Raw genomic sequence first — 22415 nt, forward strand, 5'->3', positions numbered from 1 at the left:
CGACGTTATATCCAGCGGAGTAATTATGTGCTTTTACTAAGGTAATAGCTTATAATGTTTGCTGATATTTTATGGGAGCTATACGCATGTCGATTCGCGCTGGATTCACTTTGTTTTGTTTTGGGATATTACTCTTGATTTGTCGACTCTTTGGCTTTTTTGCCTTTGAGCCTGCACTTGTTTCGGATATTGGGGTTGTCTCTATTTGCCTTGGCGCTGCTGTCATTATCGCTAAGGTATTTCAGAAATATTGGTATACGGTTTAATTTTTCTTTGAGAGACACAAGAGATTTCAATGACTGCACTCGAACATATTGTTGTAGACAATAGGAAGGACAGCAAACCCGATCTTTCTATTATTATCCCTGTTTATAACACTCAAGACTACGTTTTAGACACCCTTAACTCCCTTGTGAGTAACAATACCAGCCAGTATGAGCTGATTATTGTTGACGATGAATCCCCAGATAATGCTCAAGAAGTCATCACTCAATGGCTTCGTCAGCACGCAGAAGTTTCAGCGCTTTTACTGAGCAAGGCCAATGGTGGTCTAGGGGCTGCACGTAATTCGGGCGTCAAGTTTGCCCGCGGTGATTATCTAGCCTTTATGGATAGTGATGACTTATGTCAGGCCGGCACTTACGCGGGCATGATTAAATTCATGCAAGCCAATCACATCCAAATTGCCATTGCACGCGCCAAAACGTTTAGTAACAGGAATTATCAGTGTGGCGATTTTAATGATAAGGCGATTATTGACAGAATTCTCCGATCCAGGCCTGCTGTCGTCACCAACGCTGTGCGTGAACCCTTATTGTTGCGTGTCGAGCCAAACGCGTGTGTACGGATTATTGCCAAAGACTTTTTTGAGCAAGCACTCATAGGCTTCCCCGAAAAAGTCTTATTTGAGGATTTATATCCGCACTCATTAGCCATGGCCAAGGCGCAGAGAGTTGGCCTCTATGATGATGTATTATTGATTTATCGTATGGCGCGCCTTGGCCAAATTACCGGTACCAAAGGCAAAAGCCGTTTTGATATCATCAAAGTGGTACAAAGCATCAATGAGGACGAAAGCATCCGCACCCTTAACCAAGAAGCGGGTGCGATTTTGTGCAATCAGATAGCTAAATTTGTGTTGTGGTGCGCTGCCGCCCTGCATGAGGATGATCTCGCTCAGTTTTTTGTGCAATATACCCGAAATATCGACCAGATTCCGAGTGAGTGGTGGCAAACTAGCCTCAACAAGTATGCTGAAAACGAATTAGAACAACGCTTTTGTGAATACTCGCTCGAGAACAAACCTAGCCATCTCGCCGCCTTATTTGCCAAACACCAAGCGCCAGGTATGTTGGCCGAAAAGACGGCAGCCCTTCTTGATAACCACGAAAATCTTCGTAGATATTCGTCTCGTTTCAAACTCGCCTCTGAATCGACCTTAAAACGCTCGGTCTCGTATCTTAAATACAATCTCAAGAATAAAATCTTAAAGTAGAAGGGGTCTGAAATGTCTATGAGTTTACAAACTATTACGGCGCAGCAGCAAAGAATTAACCCGTTACTGGACTGCAGTGGCGATGACTTGTGGCGCTTCAAGAACTTTTTCTATGGGCCAATTCAGTCACCTCTCGATGAGGGTGCCATCCTAATTATTGGCAAAAAGTCTGAGCTTGAAATTCGCATGCTCAGAAAACAAAAACCAGACTCTCGGATCATTGTATGTGACGACCTGGAACCCAAATTTCAGGAAGGTATCGAATACATCGCCAAGATTGATGATCTCAAGCAGCTCTCAAATCTAGAACGTATCAGTTACTGCCGTATTAGTGAGCAGTACTTTTCTGAAGAATTATTGCAATCCTTGCTCGAGAGCGGTATTGCCATCGATTATGCTTGCGGTGCGTATGAATCAATTCTTCTGTCTAGCTATCAAATTTACCGTTATCTCGTTAAGTTAGCGACACGTTTTTGCTTTAAGAACCTCAAAACCTTCAAAGCCTTGTCCAAAACCGAGGCCGCTGTACGTCCGTTTGTTTCTGTGGTTGTGCCGGCGTATGGCGTCGAGAAATATCTCGATCAATGCCTAGAGACCTTAGCGCACCAAACCCTCGAAGAGATTGAAGTTATTGTGGTGGATGACGGTGCCAAAGACCGTAGCGGAGAGATCGCTGATCAATGGGCCGCCAAATACCCACAAAAAATCAAAGTCATCCACAAACCTAATGGTGGTTGCGCCTCAGCGCGCAATGCTGGCTTAGAGGCCGCGACGGGGATCTATATTGGCACTGTTGACGGTGACGATTGGGTGTCTATCTATATGTTCGAAGACCTCTTTAATGCGGCCATTCCTAATATGGTGGATATCGCCCAATGTGGTTTTATTCAGGCCTTCGAAACGGGTGATCGCAATCCAATTTACGACCATCACTCACCAGACACTCGTGAGCCGTACGAGCTCAATCATATCAACGATTATATTTTTAATCAGCCGACTGTTTGGCGCCGCATCCATCATCGCAGTTTTGTGGATCAATACAAACTACGCTTTAATGAAAGCCTCAAACGCTTTGATGATTTGCCGTTTAACTTCTTTAGTTTGAGTTTGGCCAATAGCGTTATGGTGATTCCAGATTGTCATTATTACTACCGTCTGGGTCGTCCTGGCCAAGACGTTGCCTTTAGTGATGATCGTTTATTCATTCACTTCGATATTTTCAATTATATGTTTGACGTGCTAACTAAGCAGTACAGCAATCTCAATATACCTGAACTCGAAAAAGTGGAAGCCAATGCTCACAACTGGGCCCTTAGCTTTATTGACGCTCAATTCAAAGAAGAATATCGTCGCAAGGCAAACGCCAGTATGAAAAAATACAATCGTTTCCTCAGCGGCAGCAGTCCAACGCAGTTTTAAGAAGATCAACGAACGGCGTCTGAGGTGTGTAACTTCAGACGCCGTTTTTGTTGAGTTCTCAGACGGACTTAGTCAGTTTCAGATGGTGCGCTGCCTTCAGCTTCGGGGCTGGACGCTCGCTTAGTCTCTGCTTCTGCAGGGGCGGCACAATCGAGTGTGGACTCGGGCGAGATGACTGGCGCCTCAACCTCTTCGGGCTGGGGCGTTTCTGTATTTTGTGTATCGGTGGGTGTGACGCCGTATAAACGTAGAGCCAAAGCCTGTTTTTCTTTGCAAAGGGTCATAAATCGGCTATGTACGTTGTCACTACATGTCGGTTGAGGTAACTCAAGGGCGTCACGATTGCTCCACAATGACCAGCCCGAACCATTATCGATCACTAATTGATGCTTGATATCGTAATAATCATTAGAAATACTCAATGCCACCCCCCGACAACCCGCGGCCGCGGCCACTAAATGGTGATGAAACCGCGTGCTATACCATTGTTGATCAGGTTTGATAGGCAAGCCCGCCATAATCGAATCGGAGGCCGGGTAGAACTTAATGTGCTCAATGTGTTGACTTAAGAGCTCGTAGGCCAGCCTGTCTTGGCCAGGTATGGCTTCAATATAGCCGATGCTATGACCCGCTTCGACTAAGCTTTTGAGGCGGCACGTCAGTGCACTCAGCAGGCTAAAGAACGTAATTTCTTCGGTTTGGTCACGTTGTAAGCAAACCATGATCTCTGGCACGTCTTGATCGCGGCGATGCGTCTCTTCGGTGATGGTATCGAGAGCCAGAAACGCATCATCACTGCCGTGTTCGACAGCCAGCAATTGTGCTGAGGGTTCGTCACGACTTTCTACAAAATCAAAGTGCGTCAATACCTCCTTGAGGAGGGCGACATCTGCGGGGTTGTAGATCGGCAAAAAACCTGTACCTGTGATATAGGCCTTGCAGTGGTTAAGCTCCTTAATGGCTTTGGCACACTGTAGCAAACTCATATTGCTGACCCATTTGGAATTAATATAGCCACCGCCGACAATATGCACCACATCGATATCGCGTAGCGTTAATAAGGAGATATCTAAATGCGGTGAACCTAGCTGTTTAATGGAGCGATCGACATAGGCAAATGAGCCTGCGATGTCTTCATTACAACGTTCATGGACTAAACGCCATAAGGTATTAGTGACGGTGACTTTGTACTGGCTTAAATAAGCCAGGACATTACCCACAAATGGTACATCAACCCAGATCTCGGCATCCGGCAGATGGCGTCTTAAGTAACTGACCCAATTTTGCAAAATGAGCTCGTCACCAAAATTAGGGTACCCAGCAGGGCTGATTAAGTAGATTTTCATAGATAAGCTAGCGAACGTTGACAGTAAAGACCGGCATCGCCTCTTCAGAGTTGAGCGTTTCTAGATATTTCTCGGCGGTTTTGAGTGCCTCGGCAATTGTCACGTCCATATCTAAATAACGATAAGTGCCTAAACGACCCACGAATGTGATGTTTTGTTCTTTTTCGGCCAAATCTAAATATTTATTGAGCAGCTCTTTTTCGTCGACTAAGCGAATTGGGTAGTAAGGGATATCTTCTGGACCGCATTCGCGACTATATTCTTTGTAGCAGACAGAGGCGGTTTGTTGATCCATTTCCCACGGTGCAAAATAATTATGCTGGGTAATACGGGTATAGGGCACGCTTTGCTCACCGTAATTCATGACCGCGCAACCTTGGAAGTCTTCTTTGGTGGTGAACTTTTCGAAGTCAAGAGTGCGATACCCCAAACGACCTAATTTGTACTGGTAAAAGCCATCCAAGGAACCACTATAGAATACATGGTCAAACTGATCGCGTTGGGCGTGATCAAATTCTGTGCCGAGCTCTACTGTGATATTGGGGTGCTTAAGAATATTTTCGACAATTTTGGTGTAACCATCCTTAGGCATCCCTTGATATTTGTGATTAAAGTAATTGTCGTCATAATTAAAACGCACTGGTAAGCGTTTCAGAATAGAAGCTGGCAATTTGCTTGGACTCATACCCCATTGTTTGAGGGTATAACCCTTAAAGAAAGCCTCATAAAGCTCCTTGCCCACAAACTTAAGTGCTTGTTCCTCAAAGGATTTAGGCTCTGTAATGCTTTGGTCGCTTTTTTCGGCAATCAGTTGTTTGGCTTCTTCTGGCGAGCATGTTTTGTGGAAGAATTGATTAATGGTGTGCAAATTAATTGGCAAAGAGAAGACCTGGCCATTGACGGTGCTTTTTACGCGATTGACATAAGGCATCATTTCTCCGTAGCGATTAATATACTCCCACACTTGGGTATTATCTGTATGGAAAATATGCGGTCCATATACATGCACCATCACCTGACTATCGGCGTCACGCTCACTATGGCAGTTACCTGCAATATGTGCACGTGCATCTAAACATTTCACACGATGGCCGGCTTCGGCTAATTCTCTAGCGATAACGGCACCAGAAAAACCAGCGCCCACAATTAAAATATTCTTCATAAAACCGTGATTAAAGACAAAATTAACAAACCATACCGCTAATGGTTAACGCCACCATCAGCCCTTAAATGAGTTCATTATAACGATTGCACTGCCCATTAGATATAGGATTTACATTATCCTACAATACTCAACAAACCGTCTCAGAAGTGGCGTTACTCGGGCGTCGAGCACGTTTACTATCGTGCAAAAATTAGCGCTTAGAGTGATCTGTATCTTTTTTTTTGAGGCAAGGGTTTGTTAATATAGCACCTTAGGATCTATGTATTTATGACAATCGCTGGGGGCTCATATCTCACATCCAGTGGGCGCGCTCGCACTAACGTTTTTTGCCTTGGCATTCATAGTTGGCGCGAATGTCTTGATTGGCGGCTCTGGAGTAGGGGCCCGCTTATGTTCGTTCACCAAAAAACCGCTTCGGTTGCTGGCAGTGGCCAAGCGATTGTGTAACCCCTAAAGCCAGAGGCTTGCTAATGTCTTTGCTCTAGTCAGTCTATAAATACGTATACCCCCAAGAATAAATTCAATAGGCTGCGCCCATTCTGACACGCAATAGGCGCAGCGCCATTAGGTATGCTAATTCATGAATAATGCCTCCCGTTTGCCTGCAAATAAAGCCAAAATTACCTATCTCGAAGGCTTGCGCGGTCTGTGCTGTTTAATCGTTGTGTTCGAACACATGATTACCGACTTTAAGCCAGATTTACGTTTCACAGATATAGAGACTTTTTGGGGCAGCGTGCGACGCTTTGTCGCTTGGTCGCCGCTCAATATCATTTATAACGGCTTTGTCCCCGTCTGTATTTTCTTTATTCTTAGCGGTTTTGTGTTATCGCGTAAATTCATCAAAAGCCAAAATTACAACGACTTATTCGTGGCAAGCATTAAGCGTTATCCACGCTTGATTTTGCCGGTGCTAGGCTCCATGATTTTTACCTTTTTGGTCTTTAAAGGCTTGGACGTTTTTTATGGCACTGAGTTCGAACTCAAGCTATTTAAGGCGATTAAGCAGGGCGTGTATTTTGCGCCGTTTGAGCACAAGCCAGTGGCTAATATCGTGTTGTGGTCGATCTCTTATGAGATGTATGGCTCCTTTCTGGTATTTGCTTTATTAGCTTTTTTTGGCAAACAAAAGCACCGTTTTATTTTTTATAGTATTGTGCTGCTCTTCTTTTATCTACGTAAAGATGGTGAGTTATCACATTTTTACGGTTTGTATGGCTTATTTATTTTTGGCTTGATCTTGAGTGACATTTATATCCATCGTCATGGCTTTACTATGTCTCCGATCTGGCGTTTTATATGGTTTGCCTTGGGCATGTTTTTGGTTTCTACCCCTATGGTACGAACTGAGGGTGAGTCTGTTTATCAAGGTATTTATAGTTATTTACAGCTTTTTCATTTCAATCCACATGAACCGCAATGGGCCTTTATCGTTCTGCCTGGCGCCATGTTGGTATTTGCTTCTATCTTGGGCTCGACCTTAGCCCAACGTTTTTTTGATTTGCGATTCTTGCAGTTCTTAGGACGGATATCTTTTTCTTTGTATTTATTGCACTTTGTCATTGTTAAAGGCATAAAGACTGTCGTCATGCCGCATTTTGATCATATTGGCGCGCTTGATTTTGTCTTTTTGGTAATCTTGACGCTGGCAATTTGTTTTGGTCTGTCCATTGTCTATGAACGCTGGGTCGATCAACCAGCGATAAAATGGGCCAATAAATTTGCTAATCGTGTCAATCGCGCCGATAACACGAGCAAATCTTTTTAAGAGCGTCTTTTTATGTCTTTTTATCTAGAAACCAGTCGCAAAAAAACACAACTGACCTATCGCGCCGATATCGAAGGTATCCGAGCCTTAGCGATTGTTATGTTGTTGTTCTTTACGGCGTATCCACAGCTTTTGCCTGGCGGTTTGGTGGGGGTAGATCTATTTTTTGTGGTGTCTGGATACTTAAGCACGTTGATGTTGCTCAAAGATAGCCGCAATCAAGAGCTCTCTGTTAAGCGTTTTTATTCGAATCGTATCAAGCGCATCCTGCCCGCTTATACCGTTGTCTTATTGTTGGTCTTGCTATTAGCCTGGTATGTCATGTTTACCGAGGAATTTATACGACTTGGTAAACATGTAGTCGCCAGCTTGTTTTTTATTGAGAATTTTTATCAGGCCTTTGAGCTCAATTATTTTCAGGCGACAGACCTAAAGCCGACCATCCACTTATGGAGTATGGCCGTAGGGGTGCAGTTCTTACTCGTTTTACCCTGGCTGTTTAAGCTCAGTCAGCGCCTGAAATGGCCTTTTGCTTGGTTTTGTATTTGTCTAGTATTGGCGTCTTTTGCATTAAATATCTATGGCGCTTATGATAATCCCACCTTTAATTTCTTATTGCCGTTTGGGCGTGTCTGGGAAATCTTCGCGGGGGCCGTCTTGGCCTGCGGCGTCGCTCATTACAAGCAACTGCCACAACGTTTCAACAATCTAGGGACGTTTTTGGGATTTTTGTGCCTGGTGATTGCTCTTATTTTTATCAATACGGATCGCAATCTGCCGGGTTTTTGGATGCTCATCCCTGTGCTCGGCACCTTGCTCTTACTAACCTTTGCCCATCAGGGCTTTTTGTCGCGATGGTTTTTACAAAATCCTGTGATGCGATGGCTAGGCGCTATCAGTTATCCCGTATTTCTGGTGCACTGGGTCTTATTTAGCTTTGCCCATATTGCGATCGACCGTGTACGTTTTATCACTATTTTGATTTGCTTATTATGGTCGTTATTTATTGGCCATTTGATTCATTACTTACTCGAAAAGCCGCTTCGACTTAAGCAACGTCCGATCATTAGACCCTTCAGTGCCGGCGCGCTGGTGTTGATGCTGGTAGCTGGTGCGATCAGTTTGCAATGGATCGCACCACGGCTCAATCAATTACATGTACCTACCACTCACGAATGGGCGTTTTTACAAAAAAGCTTCCAAAAGAATTCGCAGGGCTTCTATGAAATGAATGCCGAAAGTCCTGAGCAAATACTTTTTATTGGTGACTCGCATATGGCTCAATACACTACGCGATTGCATGAGCTAGCGAAGCAACACCAAGCCATTGGTCTGACCCTGGCTGTTGGTATCGATGCCTTGCCGGTGGCGCCAGTGCTCGAAGGACCTCAGCAAAAACAAAACGATCTGATCGAAGCGGCATACCAAGTCGCTGAGCAGGGCCCTTTCAAAAAAATCGTGATTGCGGGCGCGTGGAATATGGCTTTTTTGAATAAGCACTATTTGTACCCAGATGGCGCTGACGGCATCGAGTTACAAAGTCGTGCGGGTCAAGTCCTAAGTATTAAATGGCTGATGGACGAAATCGAGCGCCTGCATCAATTAGGTAAAGAAGTGTATTTTGTGCTCGATCAACCCATTGGTAGAGGATTTGATCCAGCCTCCTTTAAGGGGATGAACCGTTTTCATATGGATAATATTGACTTTAGTAATCACTCTAGAGTTCATATTAGTGGCCCGCAAATCAGTCTTCATCAGGCCATGTTGCAGGCTATTTCCAATACACCAGCGATCATTATTGACCCTTATCGTTATTTATGTAAAGACGCTGAATGCTCGGTTTCCGATATCGATGGTCGGCCTGTATATCGTGACAATAACCATTTCAATCCCGAGTGGGTCAAAGACAATGCACGTTTTCTTGATAAGATTTTTGAATAAAAAGTAGGGCAGCGGAGTGGATTTAATCGCTCAAGCCAAAAATTTACACCCACATAAGGTCTATCGTGCTGATATCGATGGCCTGCGGGCGATTGCGGTCTTATTGGTCATCATGACGCATGCTTTCCCGAAGGTCCTACCCGCGGGCTTTATTGGTGTCGATATTTTTTTTGTGATTTCTGGTTATTTAATCACAGCTATCTTACTCAAAGACAATCAGAACGGTCGTTATCGGCTCACGACCTTTTATAAACGGCGTATTCGGCGCCTATTTCCAGCCTTAATAGTGGCCATGGGGCTCATGGTGGCTCTTGGTTGGTATGTGCTGTACACCCCAGAATTTCAACGTCTTGGCAAGCACATCGCTGCTTCAGCGCTATTTATAGAGAATTTTGCGCTATGGCAAGAGGTCGGCTACTTTGATGTGGCCGCCCATTTCAAGCCAAGTTTGCATTTGTGGAGCTTGGCCATCGAAGAGCAATTTTATATTGTCTGGCCAGTGCTGCTCTGGTTGGGCTTCAAAAAGCATTGGTCGCTCTGGACTCTATTTGCATTGCTGTGGCTGCTATCCTTTGCCTATAGCGTGTATTTGCTGCAAAGCGACCTGAGTGCAGCCTATTATCATCCCTTGAGTCGAGCCTGGGAATTATTGTCTGGCGCTAGCCTGGCGTTGTTGCAATTTAAATATCAATGGCGTATTGAGCGTTTTAATAATAGTTGTGTGGCGATCGCCTTGGCGCTTATTATCGTCTCGAGTCTGTTGATTGATTCACAGCATTTTCCAGGGGTTTGGGCGCTTCTGCCTGTACTGGCGACTTTACTCTTGCTAAGTGCGGGTCATCAGGGCCGCTTAGCTCGGTGGTGCTTGTGTAATCGCTTTATGGTTTGGTGCGGTCTCATCAGTTATCCGCTCTATCTTTTTCATTGGCCTCTACTGTCTTATGCCCGCATTGCCTTTAGTCATCCAAGCTATCTCACGCTTATCATCTGTATTTTGCTGGCCTTTGCGTTGGCACATCTGGTCTTTTCTTATCTCGAAAGACCATTGCGTACGTCTTCTACGCATTCCGTACCTTGGCTCGTGAGCGGCTTAGTCATGGCCTTAAGTCTAGGGTTGTTGATGTGGCAAGGGGCTTGGTCGCCACGTCTCAATAAATTTCAGAGCCCTGCCAAAAATGAATGGTCGTTTTTTAAAGAGCATTTCAAGCGAACCTGTGATGGGGTTTATGAGTTGGCGCCAGAACGTGCGCAGACAATCCTTTTCTTGGGGGATTCTCATGCCGCGCAATATGCGCCTCGCTTATATCAACAATTACAAAGCGACGCTGACCTGCCGGGGGTCACGATGGTGCTTAGCTGCGGCGCCTTGCCGGTACAGACTGTGCTCGATGCTCAAACGCAGCGACCGCGCCCCATTATCCAAAAAGCCTATGAGATGGCACAACAAGCGCAGTATCAGAAAGTCGTGATTGCGGGGGCCATCAATATATTTTTTGATATGGAGGATGCTTATATCCAACAAGCGGGACAGACGATTGCGCTGAATACCGATTTAGGTAAGACGCTGGTGTTGCAGTGGTTGAGTGACAAAATTACCCAACTCAAAAAGGCAGGCAAGCAGGTATACTTTGTTTTAGATCAGCCTCAAGATTCGGGGTTTGAGCCAGCTTCTTTCAAAAAAATTAATCGCTTTAAATTACACAATACCGACTTTAATGCGAATTCGACGTTGCAAATAGAAGCCAAGGAAATTGCTGCTTATGTGATGACGAAACAGGTCATTCAAAATACAGGAGCGATCTTGCTCGATGCTTTTGCGCAAATTTGCAGTCCAGACGGCCGCTGTCAAGTGACGACTGACAAAGGGATGCCTGTATACAAAGATGGTTCTCATTTAAATCCGGCCTGGGTCAAGGATCACGCCCGTTTTATCGATGCTATTTTTAATTAAAAGGCGAGCTCACTTGGAGACGTAGGTGCGCATAGATAGAAAATTTATTAAGTATGCAGCGGTAGGGATTCTCAATACGCTTAGCCATTGGTTAGTGTTTGCGGTATTGACATGGGTTTTTCATTTGTCACAAGCTTGTGCCAATTTATGGGCTTTTTTGGTGGCAGTCAGTCTTTCCTTTGTGCTGAATGCACGTTTTACTTTTAAGGCGCAACTGTCTATGGCTCGCTATTTGGCCTTTACTTTATTTATGGGTGGCTTGAGCTATGTCACAGGTTGGCTCGCCGATAGATGGCAGCTGGCGCCGATATTGACCTTGGTTATTTTCTCGGCGTTGAGTTTGGTATTGGGCTATTTATACTCCAATTATTTAGTGTTCAAGGAGCGGGATGAACAATGAAGATATCTTTGATTGTTCCAGTCTATAACGAGCAGGAGGCGATTCCTCTGTTTTACCAGGCGGTACGAAATTATGCCGCTCTCAAGGCTTATGACATCGAGATTGTCTTTATCAATGATGGGAGTAAGGATCAAACAGAGGCCACTATTGAGTTAATCGCACAAGCGGATCCGCTCGTGATGGGCTTACATTTCAGTCGTAATTTTGGCAAGGAAGCGGCCTTATTTGCAGGGCTTGAGCATGCGACGGGTGAGGCGGTCATCCCAATAGATGTCGATTTGCAGGATCCGATTGAGGTGATTCCACGCCTCATTACCAAATGGCAAGATGAGGGCGCGGATGTGGTCTTGGCTAAACGCACGGATCGCCATTCGGATAGTTTTTTAAAGCGCATGACGGCCGTCGGTTTTTATCGCTTGCACAATAAAATAAGTCAGCCCAAAATTGAAGAGAATGTCGGCGACTTTAGATTGCTGTCGCGCCCTGTGGTCGAACAGCTCAAGCAAATGCCCGAACGCAATCTTTTTATGAAAGGCCTGTTATCCTGGGTAGGGGGTAAGGTTGCTGTTGTCGAATACAACCGACATGAGCGATCTGCAGGCCATTCTAAATTCAATGGCTGGAAGTTATGGAATCTTGCCCTCGAAGGCTTTACAAGTTTTTCGACAGCGCCTTTGCGGATTTGGACGTATATTGGCGCGGTGGTGGCTGGACTGTCCTTCTTGTATGGATTTTATTTAATTCTTGGCAAATTACTCTGGGGCAACCCCGTGCCGGGTTATCCTTCACTTTTAGTCTCTATTTTATTTTTGGGTGGAGTGCAATTAATCGGTATTGGTGTGCTGGGTGAGTATATTGGTCGTATTTACTTAGAAACCAAACATCGACCACGTTATGTGCTTAAAACACTGACGGTTGCTAAGCAAGCGCAAGCTGGCGCCGCCCCTCAAACCACTGTAGAACAAAGATCTAGCCACTCTGAGGGGGCAGGGACGACTACACAAGCTCGTCCCGTGTCAGTAGTCAATGCACCTAAGGCAGAGTAGTAAATACCTCTGTGGCGGTTAAGCAATTAAATATAGAGCTTATGATCATCAAGTGGATCCTAGCCAATGGACTCTTCGGCCTTGGCCTGCTGCGGATGGGTGTCGATCACCACGCCATCTTCAAACACCAAGCGTTTTTCAGGCCATTGCATGGCGGCTAGCCTAAAATAACTACCTAGCGGCCAATTTTCTTTGCGCTCAATCCATCGCCCACCGACTGAATAATCAATACAAAACACATTATGGTGTTTACCGTGCCACGCAAAGGGACTAATGCCCTTAAAAATATCGCGCGTTTTTCTATTAAAAGGGGTGGGTGGTACTGGGCGACAATGACGCCAATAGTGACCGATTAAGACAGGTACCTTGTCGTCATAGTGATCCCACCACGCTAATCGATCGGTAAATCGCCACTTACCACTCACATAAAATGGCGTTTGGATTTCGGCTTCTAAACCTGATAAGCAAGAATTAATCGGATTCATACTTTGCTTAAGCACCTGTGTCTGCGCTCGCGCGGGTGAATACGGCGGAGTGACAGTGATATCTTCTATGCTATGCGGCCAGTCTTTTTTTTCTTGTTGCAAACGAGCAAGCAGATCGGGCTCGTTTTGTTTTTGTTCGACCACCTTCATCCATTGGTCATAGACAGACACAATCTGACCTATGGGCTCGTCTCTGAGCGCCTCAATCGCCTTGGGAATCCAGGCGGCATGCACAATGCGTAAATCCTCGCGTTCTAAGGCTATCGGCCGCTGGTTGAGCCATTCGTTAATGGCTTGACGTTGTGCTGCAGATGCCCGCTCAAAAGGCGCATACTTAGGGGTATCTGATTGCACGCGTTGTTCAAAAAACCAACCTGTGCCGTCTTTGGGGTCGTGCCGTAACACATTGAGTTCGTGATTGCCGAGAATGGCTTGAGCATGCCCCTGATCGATAAGATGCCTAATATGCTCAAACACTTGTGGGCATTGGGGGCCCCGATCGAACATATCACCAATAAAGACTAGGGTGCGCTGCTGCGCATGCTTGCCATCCTTATCGTAACCTAATTGTTGTAATAAATTGAGTAAGGCCTGATACTCACCGTGGATGTCGCCCACAATATCAAGAGGCCCCTCTGGCAAAGCTTGAATTAAGCGCATGCAGACTCCTTTTTTTATATTTTTAATAGATTAGTATACGGTAAATTATGTGACAAAATCACTACGATGCTCACGCCAGCGCGCGGATGGTTAGTCATTCAAGTTAGCTACTAAAAGCAAGTAGTTGATGTATGTAGCACGAAATTGTGGGCTGTAGATGATCAATGGTTACGATTACCCAATCTTGTCGCTGTGCTCATAGTTAATTGAGTGTCATGATGTTTTGTGTCTAATCAAATGCGTAGGACGGGTCAAGATTTTTACAAAAATTCTGCTCGCAGTGTGTAGCTTAAGCTCTATAATCAAATCGATAAGTTTTTACAGGGGTTCCCATGAAATTTACAATGACTCAAGCAAGCGCTGCGGCTCTTGCTGCTTTTAGTTTAGCCTTCGCTAGCCAAGTACAGGCCCACGACCATGTGGCTCATGAGCATCATCACCAGGCCGAAGCCACGTCAGCGCATGCTGAACACGACCATGCCGAACATATGCATCATCATATGCATGATATGCACGCGAATGCAGAGGCAGCGAATAAATTTACCGGTACCGAAAAGCCCGCAAGTCACGTGGCCGTAGATCAATGTTGGGTGCGCTTAATGCCCAAAGATATCCCATCGGCTGGCTTTTTTGAGTTGCACAATCAGGACACTAAAGATAGGGCTTTGATTGCCGCACAAATTGATGGTTTTGCCACATCGATGATGCACCAAACCGTCTCTGAAAATAACACAGCCTCCATGAAGATGGTCGAAAAAGCCGTCGTCAAACCTAAGCAAACGCTAAGCTTTAAACCAGGCAGTTATCATTTAATGTTGTTTAAACCGCAAGCGACTTTAAAAGCGGGTCAACATGTCAAAGCCAAATTTAAATTTGCCGACGATACCGTACTCACGAGTGAGTGCAAAATCAACTCTAATCGGGCTCTGAAATACTAAGGCATTCTCTGGCATTTTAAGTCGCCTTAAATTGTCTACCGTCGCTTTATTCGTTTTATTTGTTTCAAGCGTTTAAGGCGACACTTCTTTGAGTGCAGATACTCAGATAAACCCAGTCCCTTTGCAGGACTGGGTTTTTGTTTTTGCCAACGCCAACTACACACGAACCCAATGTGACAAACCTTCGAATGGCGCTTAATGTCAGCACAAAGCCGATAGCTGTAAATTTCAAGTGGACAAAGACAAACATCAAACAGGCGTCTAGTAACGCTATTGAAGTCACAAAGGTTGAGTCCCTAGCCTGCCTTATAAGGCAAAAAAAACGGCGCCATCGGGCGCCGTTTTGAACTTAACTGTCTACCAGTAGCCGAGGATTTTCCACCAAAGACCACCGATAAAGACAAAGATTAAGAGGTTGGATACACTGACAATAAAACCGGTTTTCCACCATTCACCGAGGGTGGTGTAGCCAGAGTTATAGACAATCGGCGCTGTCCCTGTGGCGTAATGGGTGATTGACATCATGAGACTAGACGCGGCTGCCATGAGCAAGGCCCAGAAGTAGGGCGGTGCTTGTAAGAACACACCAGCGCTGTAGAACATGGTGAACATCGCGGTAATATGAGCCGTGGTACTGGCAAACATATAATGGCTGTACAAGTAGATCAATAACAAGATTAAACAACTAGACATCCAACCGAGACCCATACCGGTAATGGATTTGGTGAGTTGATCAGTGGCCACGCCGAGAATCCCCGATTTATTGAGCAGGGTAGCAAGCATCACAAGGGCACCGAACCAGATAATGGTATCCCACGCACTTTTTTGTTTGAGAACATCATCCCAAGTTAAGACCCCAAAGAGTAATAAAAGGCTCAGGCCCAAGAAAGCCGTGGCCGTTGGGTTGACCTTGTAGGCATCACCAAAAATCATGGCAGGAATATCTGCCCAGAGGAAAAGCATGAGCGCAAATACGCCAATCATGACCCATTCATCGCGTTTAATAGGCCCCATTTCCTGCAAACCTTGCTTGGCCATAATGCTGGCGTTCGGCGTTTTTTTGATTTCGGGTTTTTGGTACAAATAAATGATTAATGGCATGAGCGCCATGGCAATGACGCCCGGGATGAACATGGCCGTGGCCCAAGTCAGCCAACTGAGATGAATTTGACTACCCGTGGCATCGGCAATCAAATTCACCACTAGCGGGTTAGGCGCTGTGGCAGTAATAAACATGGCAGAAGAAATCGGGTTGGCTTGGTAGTTCACCAAGGCTAGATATTTACCGATTTTGTTACGACTGTCGTCGTTTGGATGCGACTCAAAATTATTCGCAATGGACTTCATGATAGGGTGAATCGTGCCACCGCCACGTGCAGTATTACTTGGTGTCACAGGGGCGAGAACCAATTCTGCAAAGGCTAATGAGTAACCAAGACCCAAGGTAGTTTTACCCCAAATGGCAATGGTCATGTAGCTAAGTCGTGTGCCTAGGCCTGTTTTACTCAAACCGTGAGAAATCATGACGGCTACACCAATCAACCAAATCAAAGGGTTAGAAAGGCTACTTAAGGCATCATTCATGGCCTGGCTAGGCTTGTCAGAAGTCACGCCGGTGATTGCCACTAACATAATGGCAATAATACCGATCGCACCAATTGGCATCGCTTTACCGATAATGGCGGCAATCACCGCCACAAACATCGCTAGCAAGTGCCATGCCTGAGGCGATACCCCTTCAGGGATAGGAATGGCGAACCAAATGACTAGACCAATGACGACAGCTATCGCTGCGGGAATTGGTTTAAACCCCATCACATGCTCCTTTAGAAATTGTAAATCTAAGTAACTATCATTTTAAAATATAGCACAGGGTTTCTACTAACTTAATCATTTTTTGTATATTTTCTCTTGCATAAATCAATAATATTGAATAACTTAAGAAAGTTACAAAAACTTACGTTATTGGCTTAAGCGGGTTGGGAGCTCGTATGGCCCGTGCTGTTGGGAGTCACTCGTAGAGTTGATTGTGCGACGGGTGTAATCGGCACTGATAGCCAGTGCAGATCAGTATATGTACGGTTAATGGGGCTAAATCACTATTTAGGGAGAGGAGCCATGTCAAGCGATTTAGAGGATCAATTAATGCGTGGTGAAGAGGTTATTTATAAGGCTAAATTTACACCTGTTGCCTACTTTTGGCGATTTACCATCGGTATGTGTTTATTCGCGATATGCATTGCTCAATTGCTAATTAGCATATTTACAGCAGATTTTCATGACCTAATGGAGGGTTGGATATTTTGGGTGGTGATTGCCGTGCTAGGCCTTTTTTTTGGGGTTCGGCCTACCTAAGCACAAATACCCGGGCGCTGCTCTTTACTAATCGACGGGTTATTTTTAGTGCAGTGGGGGAGTTTGATCATACTATGGATTATGATCTCAGAAGGGTGTTCAGTGTCAATGTTTATCAATCACTCATGGGTAGTATCATCGACTATGGTGGGATTACCATTAATAGCCAAGTGAGTATTTATGGACTCGAAAAACCACATGAATTCAGAAAAGCCCTTAATGATTACCTCTATGAACGCGGGTTTTAAACGAGCTGAGGTCTGCGTTTGATGCCTCGGCGTTTAGGGGAGCTGCGGGGGGTAATCTGATCTAAGCAGATAATACTAATGACTCAGGTAAATCAGCGGTTTTTTGTGCCAAAGCTAGCGTACTTCAGGCGTATTTTTGTAAATGCTCAAGTACTAACTGATTAAATTTATTGGGGTGAGACAAATTCATCCCATGGGTTGCCTTATCAACAAAATTCAGCGTAGCCTCTGGGATAAGGTTCTGTAGCGCTTGAAGGATTTCGGGATAAGGATCAGGGCTGATACCCCCGCCAATCAGGCTGATTGGACAACGCTTTGCAATGGCTTTGAGTTTGTCTTCCTTAAAGAGCGTAGGCTCTTCGAGGCGTTGCATGGCCAGTGTATGAGCATTGTCACGCACCATTTGCTTAAACCACTCTACCATTCTATCCCAGGTGTCTTTGCCACTTACATTATCAATAAAATTCGCCAGGCCTGATTCGAGCCCTTGAGTCTGAATTAGGTCCCAAGAATGCTGTAACCAATCTTTGATTTGCTTGACTTCGTCGGGAGTACGAATACTTGGGTCAGCCAAAATTAATGATTTGGTGAGTTCAGGCGCCAAGTGTGCCACTTTGACAGCAACGCCACCAGCTCTAGAGTGTCCAAGAACATGAGCCTTAGAGATTCCTAAGGCCCGCAAGAGCTCAGCCATATCTTTGGCATGCTGCTCACTAGAAAAATCAGCGCTATTGACTTCCATAGGAATGGGCCAATAGTGGCGTAAGCTGGGCGCAATCACGCGATAATGCTGGCTGAGCGCTGGGATTTGCCAACGCCAAAAACGATGGTCTACCATGGAGCCATGAATAAGAAGTAAGACCTCACCCTGTCCTTGGTCAATATAAGCGTATTCTACGCCTTGGGGTAGGGTGATATATTGAATGGGAAAATCGTCTGTAGCGGGCATAAAAACGTCGAGCCTTAAGCGTTATTTGTACATTTTTAGGCGTTCTTGCGCAGTGTCTGAAGCCGGGCTATTAGGATATTTAGCGATGATGTTTTTGAGGGTCGTTTTGGAGGCCGCTATATCGTTTTGTTCGAGTTGGCTACCGGCAATCACCAGCATAGCATCGCCTGCTTTTTCGTCTTTGGGATAGCGGGAGATCATTTGATTAAGGGTATTGATAGCGCCCCCAAAGTCTCTGCTCGCATAGCGACTACTGCCTTCATAAAACATGGCACTAGAGGTTAAAGGGGTATTAGGATAGCGTGACACAAACTCATGCAAGGCTTGCGCAGATTCTGAGTAATTGCCTTGGCGGAATAAATCGAGTGCCGCGTCGTAATCATCTTGTTGGTCGGGGTCACCGACTTGTGGATTAGGTTCTGCCTCTGTGTCTGCGGGACGTGCCTGTTGCTTAGCCGCGTGCGAAAGGGCTTGTACTTGGCCTGTTAGCTTGGCAACATCGTCTTGTAAGGATCTGATTTGGTTGGACAACTCCATGCGTGATTGATTCGCCATTTTGAGTTGTGAGCGTAATTCTAAAACGGCGCGTCGTGCGTCTTCGTCTTCAGCAGCCAGGGCCTGTTGGCTCATACCCAACAACATAGCGGCTGATACAGCTAAGAATGAGACTTTATGCTTAAGCATGTGAGTGTTCCTTTTTGGCAAAAATGCCCACGAGAGTGGCAGTAGCAAAAAATAAAAAATATTCTTTGCATTTTAACAGTTTGCTTAGTGCTTTTTGGAATTGCTTTATGAGCAACACTAAAATCAATGTTAAAAAAAAGCCACAACATCGAAATGCTGTGGCTTTTTGTGAGGCCGTAACGACTTACAAATTAGCGAATGTAATTGATGTCTGCGCGGCGGTTTTCAGCGTAGGCTTCTTCAGAAGTACCGTGCGCTTTTGGACGTTCTTTACCGAAAGAAACGGCTTCGATTTGAGCTTGGTTAACACCTTGTTGAACAAGTTGTTGAGCCACAGCAACTGAACGACGTTGACCTAGAGCCAAGTTGTATTCAGCACTACCGCGAGCATCGGTGTTACCTTCGATGCGAACGCGTTGTTGACCGTTGCTGCTCAAGTATTGAGCGTGCATTTGAACAAGTGGTTGATATTGAGCTTCTACAGTGTAGCTATCGAAAGCGAAGTAGACAGAACGATTTTGAGCTAACGGGCTGTTAGGATTGAATGGATCCATAACTTGACCTTGGTTAACAGCGCCAGTATTTACGCCTTGAGTGTTTGCAGCGTCTTCGTTAGTAGAGCTACATGCAGCTAAAGAAGCAGCTATAGCAGCCAATGCCAAGGTTTTCGCGATGCGAGAACTCATAGTATTTCCTTTTTAAAAGTTTAATCAACAAATGGCCCCCAAGCCGCGCTGACTAGACCGCCTGATGCTGGAATTGAGGTTTGAAAAGATCCATCAGCATTTACCAAGCCTAAGCCGCTGCTTGAGACATATAAAATTTGCATCCCATTAGGAGCAAAACTTGGGGAAAGGTCGTTAGGACCCGAAGTCAAGACTTGATCCGAGCCAGTACCAATGCCTGAGATGGCAATTGAGTAAGAACCTCCCCTTAAACTAGAATATACCAGTTTTGAACCATCTGGGGAAACTTTTCCAGAAACATTTTGCTTACCATTAAAGGTAATTCGGCTGGCTGAACCACCATTTAGACCCGTTCTGTAGATTTGTGCACTACCGCCACGGTCAGAAGTAAAGACAATTCCGCTGCCATTTGGGAAAAATGAAGGCTCTGTGTCAATTTGGGGACTGTTGGTAATTTGTGTTGCATTTGTACCACCATTTGCGGGAATGGTGTAAATATTCGACAAATTATCACGACTAAGTGCGACGGCTAAACGTGAACCATCGGGTGAAAATGCGGGAGCACTATTGTTACCCTTGAAGTTAGCCGCCACACTGCGCTGACCCGTCGCTAGGTTTTGTATATAAACAACAGGTTTACCTTCATCAAAAGCGACATAAGCGATTTTGCTGCCGTCTGGGGACCAGGCGGGTGAAATAATTGACGACTTACTGCTCGCCACGACTTGTTTATTTTCACCATCGGCATCGGCGACGACTAATTGATTGCCACCTGCATAGGCGATCTTCGTAGAAAAGACACCGCGTACGCCTGTTTGGCTCTCAAAAATAGCATCAGCAATGCGATGCGCTTGGCGTCGTTGATTGCTTTCAGAGACGGATTTATTGTCGACCTTGGCTTGTTGTGCTGGATCGGCCAAGGTATAAGTGATTTGGTTGCCGTTAACACTACCAATGGCTATTGGCGCACTCACGCCAGCTTCGCTAATGGCGGACCAATTAGGGGCGCCATTAGAATCTGTCGCAAAATCTTGACGCACGCGCTCGACTTCAAAAATACCAGAACGCTCAAGATCAGCCGCAATAATGTCGGCGGCCTTGACGCCGTTACTACCACTAAAATCACTCACTGCAATTGGCATTTTGTTGCTGCTCTGACCCGCACTTAAGGGTACATTAATGTCGGCATGTGCCGCTTGTAGTGAGCCGATAAGACCTAAAATAGTGGCGGTGGCCAGCCCCGCAGCGATTTTTTTGAGGGGCGTTGGTGCTGCCAAGCGCATTAGCGAAGAGTGTATGGCTGCCATGTAATTCTCCTTAAGAGGCAAAATGTATTGATGACTTTAGCAATTGTACTGTTATTTAGGGAAGCGGAAGGTACCGTTAATTGTCCGTGAACCGCCCGGAGGGTTCGGTGGATACGGGTTACATTTAAGTAAGGCCGCTTGTACCGCCTTATCAAAGGCAGGGTTCGTCGAACGTCGGGTAATTTTGGCACTAATTGGGCGCATTGAAGCGTCAAGTTTGACTTCGTAGTTCAAGTTAAGACGCTGCACGCCCCTAAAGGTGAGTCGTGGTTCGACGCAAGCCTGAACCGCACGAATATAGGCCGAGCTACCGCCACCACCACCGCGTTGGTTGCGATCGTTTTGACCGCCTTTGATGCCGGCAATACTATTGATATCACCTCGCATCGCACCGCGTAAGCTATCACCCTTGGTATTGGCTTTAGACTTGGTTTCAGCTGCTTTTTTGGCATCCGCCGCGGCTTTGGCTTTGGCTGCAGCCTCTTTCTTGGCTTTTTCTTCAGCCTCTTTTTTGGCCTTCGCTTCGGCTTCTTTCTTCGCCTTTTCTTGGGCTAATTTCTTGGCTCGAGCGTCCGCCGCGGCCTTGGCGGCGGCTTCTTTTTTGGCTTGCTCCTCGGCTTCCTTAGCGGCCTTGGCTTCGGCTTCTTTTTTGGCTTTGGCCGCCTCTTGGGCTTTTTTGCGAGCTTCGGCCTTGAGTGCCTCCTGGCGTGCTAATTCAGCCTCACGTTTTTCTTGTTCGGCTTTTTGTTTTTTTTGCAACGCTATGTCGGCGTCTTTTTGTTCGGCGACGGATGGCGATGTATTGTCACTTTTAGGAGGCGCACCACCCGCATCCGGAGTCGCAGCGGGGGCTTCTTCGGCAGGCGTTGGCTCAGGTTCATCAGACTCTTCTGCCACCGTATCTTCTGGGGCGGGGTCAGGTGAACGTGTTTCTGGAGGCGGCTTAACAACTTGTTCGGTACCTTCTGCCCATAACTCTAACTGAATGGGGCCTGCCGCCTGCTCAGGCTCCCATAAATAGCCAACCACAATGGCTAGCACGAGACAGCCATGCAGAATAAGGGTACCGATTAAGCCCTTACGCGTATCTTGGCGTTCGTAGTATTCGTTAGGATTTTCGTAGTTGGACATTACTATTTATTATCGGTTTTTTGATTAACTAAAAGACCGAGACGGCTCAAACCAGCAGCCCGTAATTGGTCCATTACTTTCATGACATCCTCGTAGGGGACTTTACCATCGGCGGCAAGTACCACGGGGGTGTTAGGATCGGGGGCTAGTTGTTTGACCTGGTTAACTACATCATCTTTGGAGATTTCGTTGAAGTCCTGGCCAGCGGCACGTAAGCGTACCGCAAGCTCACCATTTTCGCGAATTTGAATTTCGACAGGAGTGGCAGGCACTTCGGCCGATTGTCCCACCGATGGTAGATTGACCAAACCAGGGGTGATCATAGGAGCCGTGACCATAAAAATGACTAATAACACCAACATGACATCGATGTAGGGCACGACGTTCATTTCGTTTTTTTGGCGACGTTGACGACGACCGCCTCTGCGAGAAATTGCCATA

At 45.8% G+C, this 22415-nt stretch carries 20 protein-coding genes; 10 read left to right on the forward strand and 10 right to left on the reverse strand.

Going from position 1 to position 22415, the window contains the following annotated elements:
* Positions 1–295: 295 nt before the first annotated feature.
* Complete coding sequence (locus Q335_RS0104235; RefSeq protein WP_028357579.1) at positions 296–1495, forward strand: glycosyltransferase family 2 protein; 1200 nt, start codon at positions 296–298, stop codon at positions 1493–1495.
* A 12-nt stretch (positions 1496–1507) separates the two neighbouring features.
* Positions 1508–2914: a glycosyltransferase gene (locus tag Q335_RS10005; RefSeq protein WP_051532287.1), complete on the forward strand. Its 1407-nt coding sequence runs from the start codon at positions 1508–1510 to the stop codon at positions 2912–2914.
* A 68-nt stretch (positions 2915–2982) separates the two neighbouring features.
* Here Q335_RS10005 and Q335_RS09185 read toward each other — a convergent pair whose 3' ends face one another.
* The gene (locus tag Q335_RS09185) at positions 2983–4260 is read right to left on the reverse strand and encodes a polysaccharide pyruvyl transferase family protein (protein WP_051532288.1); all 1278 of its coding nucleotides are present in this window, start codon (positions 4258–4260) and stop codon (positions 2983–2985) included.
* A 7-nt stretch (positions 4261–4267) separates the two neighbouring features.
* Positions 4268–5422, reverse strand: a complete 1155-nt coding sequence (gene glf, locus Q335_RS0104250) for a UDP-galactopyranose mutase (protein WP_028357580.1) — start codon at positions 5420–5422, stop codon at positions 4268–4270.
* A gap of 583 nt (positions 5423–6005) precedes the next feature.
* Here glf and Q335_RS0104255 point away from each other — a divergent pair.
* The 5 genes from Q335_RS0104255 to Q335_RS09190 are packed head-to-tail and all read left to right on the forward strand — an operon-like array spanning position 6006 to position 12531.
* Positions 6006–7193: an acyltransferase family protein gene (locus Q335_RS0104255; protein ID WP_051532289.1), complete on the forward strand. Its 1188-nt coding sequence runs from the start codon at positions 6006–6008 to the stop codon at positions 7191–7193.
* 12 nt (positions 7194–7205) lie between these two features.
* Positions 7206–9134: an acyltransferase family protein gene (locus Q335_RS0104260; RefSeq protein WP_028357582.1), complete on the forward strand. Its 1929-nt coding sequence runs from the start codon at positions 7206–7208 to the stop codon at positions 9132–9134.
* Between the two features lie 16 nt (positions 9135–9150).
* Entirely contained in the window at positions 9151–11085 is a 1935-nt protein-coding gene (locus Q335_RS0104265) for an acyltransferase family protein (protein ID WP_028357583.1), read from the forward strand.
* A gap of 25 nt (positions 11086–11110) precedes the next feature.
* Positions 11111–11485: a GtrA family protein gene (locus tag Q335_RS0104270; protein ID WP_245588277.1), complete on the forward strand. Its 375-nt coding sequence runs from the start codon at positions 11111–11113 to the stop codon at positions 11483–11485.
* Positions 11482–12531, forward strand: a complete 1050-nt coding sequence (locus tag Q335_RS09190) for a glycosyltransferase family 2 protein (protein WP_084493539.1) — start codon at positions 11482–11484, stop codon at positions 12529–12531. The genes Q335_RS0104270 and Q335_RS09190 overlap by 4 nt, the downstream gene beginning before the upstream one ends.
* 59 nt (positions 12532–12590) lie before the next feature.
* On the opposite strand, the gene Q335_RS09195 is transcribed toward Q335_RS09190, so the two are convergent.
* Positions 12591–13676, reverse strand: coding sequence for a metallophosphoesterase (locus Q335_RS09195; protein WP_051532290.1), 1086 nt, complete (start codon positions 13674–13676; stop codon positions 12591–12593).
* Positions 13677–14008: 332 nt separating this feature from the next.
* On the opposite strand from Q335_RS09195, the gene Q335_RS10010 reads away from it, so the two are divergent.
* Positions 14009–14614, forward strand: coding sequence for a copper chaperone PCu(A)C (locus tag Q335_RS10010; protein WP_051532291.1), 606 nt, complete (start codon positions 14009–14011; stop codon positions 14612–14614).
* Positions 14615–14971: 357 nt separating this feature from the next.
* On the opposite strand, the gene Q335_RS0104290 is transcribed toward Q335_RS10010, so the two are convergent.
* On the reverse strand, positions 14972–16429 hold the full coding sequence (locus Q335_RS0104290) for a DASS family sodium-coupled anion symporter (RefSeq protein WP_028357585.1): 1458 nt from the start codon (positions 16427–16429) through the stop codon (positions 14972–14974).
* 303 nt (positions 16430–16732) lie between these two features.
* On the opposite strand from Q335_RS0104290, the gene Q335_RS0104295 reads away from it, so the two are divergent.
* Both Q335_RS0104295 and Q335_RS10195 read left to right on the forward strand, forming a co-directional pair.
* On the forward strand, positions 16733–16969 hold the full coding sequence (locus tag Q335_RS0104295) for a hypothetical protein (RefSeq protein ID WP_028357586.1): 237 nt from the start codon (positions 16733–16735) through the stop codon (positions 16967–16969).
* A 74-nt stretch (positions 16970–17043) separates the two neighbouring features.
* Entirely contained in the window at positions 17044–17217 is a 174-nt protein-coding gene (locus Q335_RS10195) for a hypothetical protein (RefSeq protein WP_156929887.1), read from the forward strand.
* 124 nt (positions 17218–17341) lie between these two features.
* Here the strand turns inward: Q335_RS10195 and Q335_RS0104305 are convergent, their stop codons facing one another.
* From Q335_RS0104305 to tolR, 6 genes are all read right to left on the reverse strand, one after another.
* Complete coding sequence (locus Q335_RS0104305) at positions 17342–18166, reverse strand: alpha/beta fold hydrolase (RefSeq protein ID WP_038369379.1); 825 nt, start codon at positions 18164–18166, stop codon at positions 17342–17344.
* A 21-nt stretch (positions 18167–18187) separates the two neighbouring features.
* Positions 18188–18850 carry a tol-pal system protein YbgF gene (ybgF, locus tag Q335_RS0104310; RefSeq protein ID WP_028357588.1) on the reverse strand — a complete coding sequence of 221 codons (663 nt, stop codon included), beginning with the start codon at positions 18848–18850 and terminating at the stop codon, positions 18188–18190.
* Between the two features lie 191 nt (positions 18851–19041).
* Positions 19042–19536, reverse strand: coding sequence for a peptidoglycan-associated lipoprotein Pal (gene pal / locus Q335_RS0104320; protein WP_028357589.1), 495 nt, complete (start codon positions 19534–19536; stop codon positions 19042–19044).
* 20 nt (positions 19537–19556) lie between these two features.
* Positions 19557–20843: a Tol-Pal system beta propeller repeat protein TolB gene (gene tolB / locus Q335_RS0104325; RefSeq protein ID WP_245588278.1), complete on the reverse strand. Its 1287-nt coding sequence runs from the start codon at positions 20841–20843 to the stop codon at positions 19557–19559.
* Between the two features lie 51 nt (positions 20844–20894).
* Positions 20895–21974: a cell envelope integrity protein TolA gene (gene tolA, locus Q335_RS09205; RefSeq protein WP_051532292.1), complete on the reverse strand. Its 1080-nt coding sequence runs from the start codon at positions 21972–21974 to the stop codon at positions 20895–20897.
* A 2-nt stretch (positions 21975–21976) separates the two neighbouring features.
* Positions 21977–22414, reverse strand: coding sequence for a protein TolR (tolR, locus tag Q335_RS0104335; protein ID WP_028357591.1), 438 nt, complete (start codon positions 22412–22414; stop codon positions 21977–21979).
* Position 22415: the final 1 nt, after the last annotated feature.

The sequence above is a fragment of the Brackiella oedipodis DSM 13743 genome (genome assembly GCF_000621025.1).
GTDB classification, from domain to species: domain Bacteria; phylum Pseudomonadota; class Gammaproteobacteria; order Burkholderiales; family Burkholderiaceae_B; genus Oligella; species Oligella oedipodis.